The organism is Mycobacterium timonense, assembly GCF_025821985.1.
In the GTDB taxonomy this organism is placed as follows: domain Bacteria; phylum Actinomycetota; class Actinomycetes; order Mycobacteriales; family Mycobacteriaceae; genus Mycobacterium; species Mycobacterium avium.
Map to the genome: position 1 here is coordinate 41,135 of NZ_JACKSY010000062.1, position 8,133 is coordinate 49,267.

Here is an 8,133-nt window from a genome sequence, read left to right on the forward strand (position 1 = left end):
CCGGCGTACCGGTCACCGGGATATCCCGGCCGAGGGCGACCGCCGGGACCTAACGTAGGCATCCGTGACCAGTGGCAGTGACCGGCGCGCAACCCCGGACGTCGATGTGGTGGTCGTCGGCGCGGGCCTCGCCGGCCTGTACGCGCTGCACAAACTGCGATCGAACGGCCTGCGGGTCAGGGTGTTCGAGGCCGGGCCGGACGTCGGCGGAACCTGGTACTTCAACCGCTACCCCGGGGCCCGATGCGACGTCGAGAGCGTGGACTACTGCTACTCGTTCTCCGACGCGCTGCAGCGGGAGTGGGATTGGTCGGAGAAGTACGCCACCCAACCCGAGATTCTGGCCTACATCAATTGGGTCGCCGACCGGCTGGATCTGCGCCGCGACATCACCCTGAACGCCCGCGTGAATTCCGCCGTGCTCGACGAAGCGCAGTTGCGCTGGACGGTGACCACCGAGACGGGCGAGCGCGTCACCGCCCGGTTCTGCGTGATGGCCACCGGCCCGTTGTCGGCGGCGATGACTCCGCCGTTCCCCGGTTTGGATACCTTCGCCGGGCAGGTCTACCACACCGCGGCCTGGCCGCACGAACCGGTGGACTTCACCGGCAAGCGCGTCGCCGTCATTGGCACGGGATCCTCTGGCATCCAATCGATTCCGATCATCGCCGAGGCCGCATCGCAGCTGTACGTGTTCCAGCGCACCCCGAATTACAGTGTGCCGGCGGGTAACCGGCCGTTGAGTGACTCCGACCGTGCCGAGGTGAAGGCCCATTACGCGGAACGACGACGGATATCGTGGCGCAGCGGGGGCGGCTCGCCCCACGTCGCCCACCCGAAGTTGACGATGGAGGCAACCCCCGAGGAACGGCGTGAGGCATTCGAAAAGCGCTGGGAGCTCGGCGGAGTGCTGTTCTCCAAGACATTCGCCGACCAGATGATCGACCCGGTCGCCAACGAGGAGGCCCGCAAGTTCTACGAGGAGAAGGTGCGCGCGGTCATCGACGACCCGGTGCTGGCCGACCTGCTCATCCCGAATGACCATCCGATCGGCACCAAGCGAATCTGCACCGACAGCAACTACTTTCAGACCTTCAACCGCCCGAACGTGAAGCTGATCAGCGTCCGCAAGACGCCGATCATGTCCATCGATGCGACCGGCATTAACACCACCGACGCCCATTACGACCTCGACGCGATCGTGCTGGCGACCGGATTCGACGCGATGACCGGCGCGCTGGCCAAGATCGACATCGTGGGCCGCGACGGAAGGCGGCTGAGCGACGACTGGTCCGGCGGGCCCCGCACGTACCTGGGCCTCGGCGTCGACGGATTCCCCAACCTGTTCCTGGTTTCGGGTCCCGGCGCGCCCGCCGTGCTGGCCAACATGGTGTTGCATGCCGAGGCGAACGTGAACTGGATCGCCGACTGCATCGCATATCTCGACGCCCATGACTACACCGCTGTCGAGGCGACGACGGATGCGGTCGACGACTGGGGCGCCGAGTGCGCGCGCCGCGCCGACGCCACCCTGTTCACCAAAGCCGACTCGTGGTATTTGGGTGCCAACGTGCCCGGAAAGCCGCGCGTCTTCATGCTTTTCGTCGGCGGGTTCGGCGTCTATCTCGACATCTGCGCCGAGGTCGCCAATGCCGGCTACAAGGGGTTTTCCTTGGTCAAGGCCCGCTGATGTCGGGTCTGCGCGGACGAGTAGTGCTGGTTACCGGCGCCGGTCGCGGGATCGGTCGCAGCCATTGCCAGCGGTTCGCCGAGGAGGGCGCCGACGTGATCGCGGTGGATGTGCCCGCGGCGGCTCCCGACCTCGCGCAGACCGCCGCCGCGGTGCAACAGCGCGGCGTGCGCGCGGCGACCGCTCTGGCTGACGTCAGCGACTTCGCCGCGTTGGCGGCCGCGGTGGACGAGGCCGTCGGCCGACTCGGTCGCCTGGACGTGCTCGTCGGCAACGCGGGAATCCACCCGGCCGCCGCGCCCGCGTGGGAGATCACCCCGCAGAACTGGCAGCAGACGTTGGATGTCAACCTCACCGGCGTGTGGCACACCGTCAAGGCGGGCGTCCCCCACATGAGCCGGACCGCCCGAGGCGGATCGATCGTGATCATCAGCTCCACCAGTGGTATTCGCGGAACGCCCGGCGCCGCCCCGTACTCCGCGAGCAAGCACGCCGTCGTGGGGTTGGCGCGCACCCTCGCCAACGAGCTGGGACCGCAAGGCATCCGCGTCAACACCGTTCACCCCGGAGCGGTGGCGACCGCGATGGTGCTCAACGAGGCCACCTTCCGGCGGCTGCGGCCCGACCTGGACAACCCGACGGCAGACGACGCCGCCGAGGCGCTCAGCGCCCGGCACCTGCTGCCGGTTCCGTGGGTGGAGCCGGTCGACGTGAGCAATGCCGTGGTGTTTCTGGCCTCCGACCAGGCGCGCTACATCACCGGCACCCAGATCGTGGTCGACGCCGGATTGCTGGCCAAGGCTTAGGACCCAAGCCTTGCAACGACGACGCCTGCCGCGGCGCCCAATTTCGTCCGCTCATCGGGATTTCCTTTGGGACGGGCCACGACTGCGGTAGACCATTACTAAGCACCCACAGGTAAGGACAACAACATGAGTGAGCGGGTAATCGACCGGGTCATGGCCATGGCCGACCAGCTGCGCGACCAGGCCGCCGAAGCCGAACAACTCGGCCGGCTCACCGACGACACCGTCAAGCTGATGAAGGGCGCCGGCCTGATCCGGCTGCTGCAAACCAAGCAGTACCAGGGTTTCGAGGTCCACCCCCGCGAGTTCGCCGAGACCGTGATGGCCACCGCGGCGCTGGACCCGGCCGCCGGCTGGATCGTCGGCGTGGTGGGTGTGCACCCCTACCAGTTGGCCTACGCGGACCCGAAGGTCGCGGCCGAAGTCTGGGCCGACGACGTCGACACCTGGATGGCCTCGCCGTACGCGCCGCAGGGCGTGGCCAAGCCGGTCAACGGCGGGTACATCTTCAACGGGCGCTGGCAGTTCAGCTCGGGCACCGACCACTGCGACTGGATCATCCTGGGCGCCATGCTCGGTGACGAGCAGGGTGTGCCGTTGATGCCGCCGCAGATGCTGCACATGATCCTGCCCCGCAAGGACTACGAGATCGTCGAGGACTCGTGGAATGTGGTGGGGCTGCGCGGAACCGGCTCCAAGGACGTCATCGTCAAGGATGCGTTCGTGCCCAGCTACCGGACCATGGACGCGACCAAGGTGATGGACGGCACCGCCCAGCGCGAAGCCGGCATGACCGAGCCGCTGTATCTGATGCCGTGGTCGACGATGTTCCCGCTGGGCATCTCGGCGGCCACCATCGGCATCGCCGAGGGCGCGCTGGCCGCACACCTGGACTACCAGCGCTCCCGGGTGGGCGCCACCGGAACGGCGATCAAGGACGACCCCTACGTCATGTACGCCATCGGCGAGGCCGCGGCCGACATCAACGCCGCCCGCCAGGAACTGCTGGCCAACGCCGACCGGATCTACGACATCGTCGCCTCCGGCAAGGAGGTGTCCTTCGTCGACCGCGCGGCCGGCCGGCGCACCCAGGTCCGCGCGGTGTGGCGGGCGGTGTCGGCGGTCGACGAGATCTTCGCCCGCTCCGGCGGCAACGCGGCGCGAATGGACAAGCCGCTGCAACGGTATTGGCGCGACGTGCACGTCGGCCAGATGCACGCCATCCACGTCCCCGGGACCACCTATCACGCGTCGGCGCTGAGTTCGATCGGCATCGACCCGCCCGAAGGCCCGCTGCGAGCCTTGATCTGAGAGGTTTTCCATGTCTGACCTGAAAAGCCTTGGCTACATCACAGTTTCGACGGCCGACATCGAGCGCTGGCGCCATTTCGCGTTCGGTGTGCTGGGGTTCGCGGAGGGTAAAGGACCCGACGAGTCGGCCCTGTACCTGCGGATGGACGAACGCGCGGCCCGGATCATCGTCGTGCCCGGCGACGTTGACCGGGTGGTCACGGTCGGCTGGGAGGTGCGTGACCACCAGGCACTGCAGCGGGTCAAGGCCACGCTGGACGGCGCCGGGGTGGCCTTCAAGGAATTGTCGCTCCAAGAGGCCGACGCCCGCCGCGTCGAAGAGGTGATCACCTTCGAGGATCCGGCCGGCACGACGCTGGAGGTGTTCCACGGCGCGGTGCTCGACCACAGCCCGGTCATCACCCCGTTCGGCGCGAAGTTCGTGACGGGCGACCAGGGTCTGGGCCACGTGGTGGTGCCCGCCACCGACCCGAACGGTCTGTTCGACTTCTACACCGAGGTACTGGGATTCCGGTCTCGTGGCGCGTTCCGGGTGCCGCTGCCCGCGGAGTTCGGCCCGATCCGGGTGCGGTTCCTGGGCATCAACGCACGCCACCACAGCCTGGCGATCTGCCCGGCCGCCCAACAGCGCGACCCGGGGCTGGTCCACGTCATGGTGGAGGTGGACAGCCTCGACGCCGTCGGGCAGGCGCTGGACCGGGTCAATGCCGACGGCTTCACCGTCGCGTCCACCCTGGGACGGCACACCAACGACAAGATGGTGTCCTTCTACGTCCGCGCGCCCGGCGACTGGGACATCGAATTCGGCACCGACGGGATGCGGGTCGACGAAACCTATTACACCGCAGAGGAAATCACCGCCGACAGCTACTGGGGCCACGAGTGGATTCCGGAACCACCCGCGGCGATGCGCATGTGAATACCGACGTCACACCGATACCCGCGTCGTCGATCACCTCGTGGGACCACGAGGCCGACGTCGTCATCGCCGGCTACGGCGTGGCCGGTGCGGCCGCGGCGGTGGAAGCGGCCCGCGCCGGGGCCGACGTCCTGGTGCTGGAGCGCACCGGATCCTGGGGCGGCGCGGCGGCGATGGCCGGCGGTTTCATCTACCTGGGCGGCGGCACGCCCATCCAGAAGGCTTGTGGTTTCACCGATTCCGTCGACAACATGGCGGCGTTCCTCAACGTTGCGATGGGCCCGGGTGCCGACGCCGACCGGATCGCCGACTACTGCGCGGGCAGCCTCGCCCACTTCGAGTGGCTGGTCGGCTGCGGAGTGCCGTTCAAGGCGGAGTTCTTCGGCGAGCCCGGCTGGGAGCCGATGGGCGATCAGGGGTTGATGTACAGCGGCGGGGAGAACTCGTATCCGTTCAACACCATCGCCTCCCCCGCTCCGCGCGGGCACGTCCCGCAGATGCAGAACAAGAAGCAGGGCGAAGCCAGCGCCGGCTACATGTTGATGAAGCCGCTCGTCGAGAGCGCCACCGCCGCCGGCGCCCGCGCGCTCTACGACGTGCGGGTGCAGCGGCTGATCACCGAGTCCGACGGCCGGGTCGTCGGCATGCGCGCGCGAAGGTACGGCACCGAGATGAACATCCGGGCGCGTACCGGCGTGGTGCTGGCGACCGGCAGCTTCGCCTACAACGACTCCATGGTGGCCCGCTACGCGCCGCGCATCGCTGGACGCCCGGCCGCCTCGATCGAGCAGCACGACGGGCAGGCGATCCGGATGGCCCAGGCGCTGGGCGCCGACCTCGCGCACATGGACGCCACCGAGGTGGCGATCTTCATCGATCCCCAGCAGTTGGTGCGCGGCATCCTGGTCAACGGCCGCGGCCAGCGCTACGTCGCCGAGGACACCTACCCGGGCCGGATCGGGCAGCTCACCCTCTACCAGCAGGACAACACCGCCTACCTGATCATCGACGGCGACGCCCAGGACGAGGCGATGGCCTCGTGGTCGCCCAAGCTGATGCTGCGCCCGGCGACCTGGGTGGCCGACACGGTGGCCGACCTGGAACGCGACATGGCCCTGCCGCCCGGTTCGCTGCAGGACACCGTGGCCGCCTACAACGCGGGCGCCGCCCGCGGCGAGGATCCGCTGCTGCACAAGAAGCCCGAGTGGATCAGGCCGATCGGCTCCCCCGTCGGCGCGGTCGACCTGCGGGAAAGCACCGGCGGCTTCACCCTGGGCGGGCTGGCCACCACGCTGGACGCCGAGGTGCTGCACGTCAGCGGGCAGCCCATCCCGGGGCTCTTCGCGGCCGGCCGGTGCACCGCCGGGCTGGCCGCCTGGGGCTACGCCAGCGGCATCTCGCTCGGCGACGGCAGCTTCTACGGCCGCCGCGCCGGCGCCTCGGCCGCCAAAGGCTGAGCCTTCTGCGCCTGGCGGGCCGCGCGCTCGATACGTTCATGCAGCGCAGCCCAATACGGACCGTCGACGTCGGGAAGGCCGGAGCGGCCCGGGTGCGACCCGGCTTGGTTGTCGGTGAGTTCACGAACGATGTCGGCGTGGCCCGCGTGACGGGCGGTCTCGGCGAGCATGTGCACGAGGATTCGCCCGAGGGTCACCGAGCGCCGTTCTTCGGGCCAGCCGGGCACGACACCGGGATGCTCGAGGCCCAGCGCCGCAATGGTGCGATCGGAGTGCACGCACGCCCGCCGGTACAGATCGACGATGTCGCGGCGGCTCTCGCCGGGCGCCGCCCACATGTCGACCGTGGGTTCCGCCGGGCCGCTCAGCCACAGCGGAGGACGCGGGAAAGGCCGGCCGAACACCTCGCCGAAATAGCCGATCTCGCAGCCGCTCAGGTGTTTGACCAAGCCCAGCAGGTTGGTGCCGTGCGGGGTCATCGGTCTGCGGACGTCGTATTCGGACAGTCCATCGAGCTTCCAGACCACCGCCGCGCGTGCGTCGCGCAGCTGCCGATGCAGGTCGTCCTTGAGACGGTCGGCCTTCATGGTCGGCCTGCAGCCGTGGGTGGGGCCTTGCTGCCTGGACCGATCACGGTGCGCTTCGCCCCGAGGGCGCGCGCATGCGCACCTTGGCCACCGCGGCGGTGGCGGCCGATGCGGCGGAAATGGCGCTGTTGATCGAGATTTCACCGCGCATGCCCGGCGCGGAGACCATGTCGCCGACCAGATACACGCCGTCGCCGCGGTAGATGGCCGGCCGGTCACGCCAGGTCTGCCCGGGCAGGTCCAGGGCGCCGGTGCGGCCCTTGGCGATGGCGGTGCGGTGAAAGGTGGTGCGCTCACGCCAGTTCGGCAGCGCTTGGTCGGCGAGTCCCTCCAGTCGCCGGTGCGCATCCGCGTGCGACTCGCCGGCGCGGACCGGCATCTGCAGTTGGTAGAGCGCCTCTTTGGCGGGCGCCACGGAATCGTCCTGCATGCTGTAGCTCTCGTGGAAGCCGCCCTCGTCGAGATCGAAGACCAAGTTGGTGTCCTTGCGGCCGGCCTTGACGGCGATGTCGAGCAGCGCGGCGTGTCCGCTTGTCCAACTGAGGTTTTCGTCGCCCAGCAGGGAGCGCGCCGCGGCGATGTCGGTGGCGACGATGACCGGGCCGCCAGCGGGCAAGGTGTCGATGCGCGCCGCGGTCTGCACCGCGACGCCGAGTTCCTTCGCGCGGTCGGCCATCCTGTCGATGACGGTCTGCCAGCCGCCACGGACCCAGCGCACCGCGGGCGGGTTGGGGCCGAGGACCCGCTGGAACAGCGTCCACACAAACGCCGCCGAAAGTTGGCCGGTGTCAGCGTGATAGGTGACGACGCTGATCGCGTTAGCCATCTGTGTGGCCGTCTTCTCGCCCCACCGGCCGCTGGCCCAGGTGTGGAAGTCGACGTCGACGGGCGCGGTGAGCCATTTGCGCGATTGCGGACGCAGCATCGGCAGCGGCGGCAGCGCACCGATACGCCCGTCGACGCGAAAGTGCAGCAGTGTGGCCATGGCGACCGGACCGGGCCACCCGAGGCGGTTGACGAAGCCGCGCTTTTTCAGCCACTTGTAGTGCGGGCCGTCGGCGTAGAACACGTGCGCACCGTCGTGCGCGACATAGGGCGGCGGTGTGGCACGGCCGCGGCCACCCAGGCGGTCGTGTGCTTCGTAAAGCCGCACCGGGACACCGGCTTCCGCGCATGCGATGGCGGCGGTCAGGCCGCCGAGCCCACCGCCGATCACGCTGATGTGGCTACCCATCGTTGTTCCTTAAGTTCGTAGGTGCAGTTACTTCGTGTTGTTACGTTGTGCTGTGACCCCGGGTGGGGCGGGTGAGGCTGCATCGCTCTTGCCGGCCTGATGGTGCGGCTTGAAAGGACTGGCCGCCCG

General features: G+C 68.8%; 7 protein-coding genes. 5 read left to right on the forward strand and 2 right to left on the reverse strand.

What is annotated here, in order from left to right; genetic code table 11:
* Positions 1-64: 64 nt before the first annotated feature.
* The 5 genes from H7I87_RS15495 to H7I87_RS15515 all read left to right on the forward strand — a co-directional run bounded on the left by H7I87_RS15495 (position 65) and on the right by H7I87_RS15515 (position 6,183).
* The gene (locus H7I87_RS15495; RefSeq protein WP_011725203.1) at positions 65-1,690 is read left to right on the forward strand and encodes a flavin-containing monooxygenase; all 1,626 of its coding nucleotides are present in this window, start codon (positions 65-67) and stop codon (positions 1,688-1,690) included.
* Positions 1,690-2,496 carry a mycofactocin-coupled SDR family oxidoreductase gene (locus H7I87_RS15500; protein ID WP_011725204.1) on the forward strand — a complete coding sequence of 269 codons (807 nt, stop codon included), beginning with the start codon at positions 1,690-1,692 and terminating at the stop codon, positions 2,494-2,496. Before H7I87_RS15495 ends, H7I87_RS15500 begins: the two co-directional genes overlap by 1 nt.
* 126 nt (positions 2,497-2,622) lie before the next feature.
* Positions 2,623-3,807 carry an acyl-CoA dehydrogenase family protein gene (locus H7I87_RS15505; protein WP_011725205.1) on the forward strand — a complete coding sequence of 395 codons (1,185 nt, stop codon included), beginning with the start codon at positions 2,623-2,625 and terminating at the stop codon, positions 3,805-3,807.
* Positions 3,808-3,817: 10 nt separating this feature from the next.
* The gene (gene bphC, locus H7I87_RS15510; RefSeq protein WP_009977156.1) at positions 3,818-4,726 is read left to right on the forward strand and encodes a biphenyl-2,3-diol 1,2-dioxygenase; all 909 of its coding nucleotides are present in this window, start codon (positions 3,818-3,820) and stop codon (positions 4,724-4,726) included.
* The gene (locus H7I87_RS15515; RefSeq protein ID WP_050483941.1) at positions 4,690-6,183 is read left to right on the forward strand and encodes an FAD-dependent oxidoreductase; all 1,494 of its coding nucleotides are present in this window, start codon (positions 4,690-4,692) and stop codon (positions 6,181-6,183) included. The genes bphC and H7I87_RS15515 overlap by 37 nt, the downstream gene beginning before the upstream one ends.
* On the opposite strand, the gene H7I87_RS15520 is transcribed toward H7I87_RS15515, so the two are convergent.
* On the reverse strand, positions 6,144-6,770 hold the full coding sequence (locus H7I87_RS15520; RefSeq protein ID WP_033726991.1) for a DinB family protein: 627 nt from the start codon (positions 6,768-6,770) through the stop codon (positions 6,144-6,146). The two genes, H7I87_RS15515 and H7I87_RS15520, sit on opposite strands and share 40 nt — an antisense overlap.
* Positions 6,771-6,813: 43 nt before the next feature.
* Positions 6,814-8,004, reverse strand: coding sequence for an NAD(P)-binding protein (locus H7I87_RS15525; RefSeq protein WP_033726993.1), 1,191 nt, complete (start codon positions 8,002-8,004; stop codon positions 6,814-6,816).
* Positions 8,005-8,133: the final 129 nt, after the last annotated feature.

Excerpts from the sequence above, each read along its gene's own strand:
- H7I87_RS15500 (WP_011725204.1), top strand. The coding sequence starts at position 1,690 with ATGTCGGGTCTGCGCGGACGAGTAGTGCTGGTTACCGGCGCCGGTCGC.
- H7I87_RS15505 (WP_011725205.1), top strand. The coding sequence starts at position 2,623 with ATGAGTGAGCGGGTAATCGACCGGGTCATGGCCATGGCCGACCAGCTG.
- bphC (WP_009977156.1), top strand. The coding sequence starts at position 3,818 with ATGTCTGACCTGAAAAGCCTTGGCTACATCACAGTTTCGACGGCCGAC.
- H7I87_RS15520 (WP_033726991.1), bottom strand. The coding sequence starts at position 6,770 with ATGAAGGCCGACCGTCTCAAGGACGACCTGCATCGGCAGCTGCGCGAC.
- H7I87_RS15525 (WP_033726993.1), bottom strand. The coding sequence starts at position 8,004 with ATGGGTAGCCACATCAGCGTGATCGGCGGTGGGCTCGGCGGCCTGACC.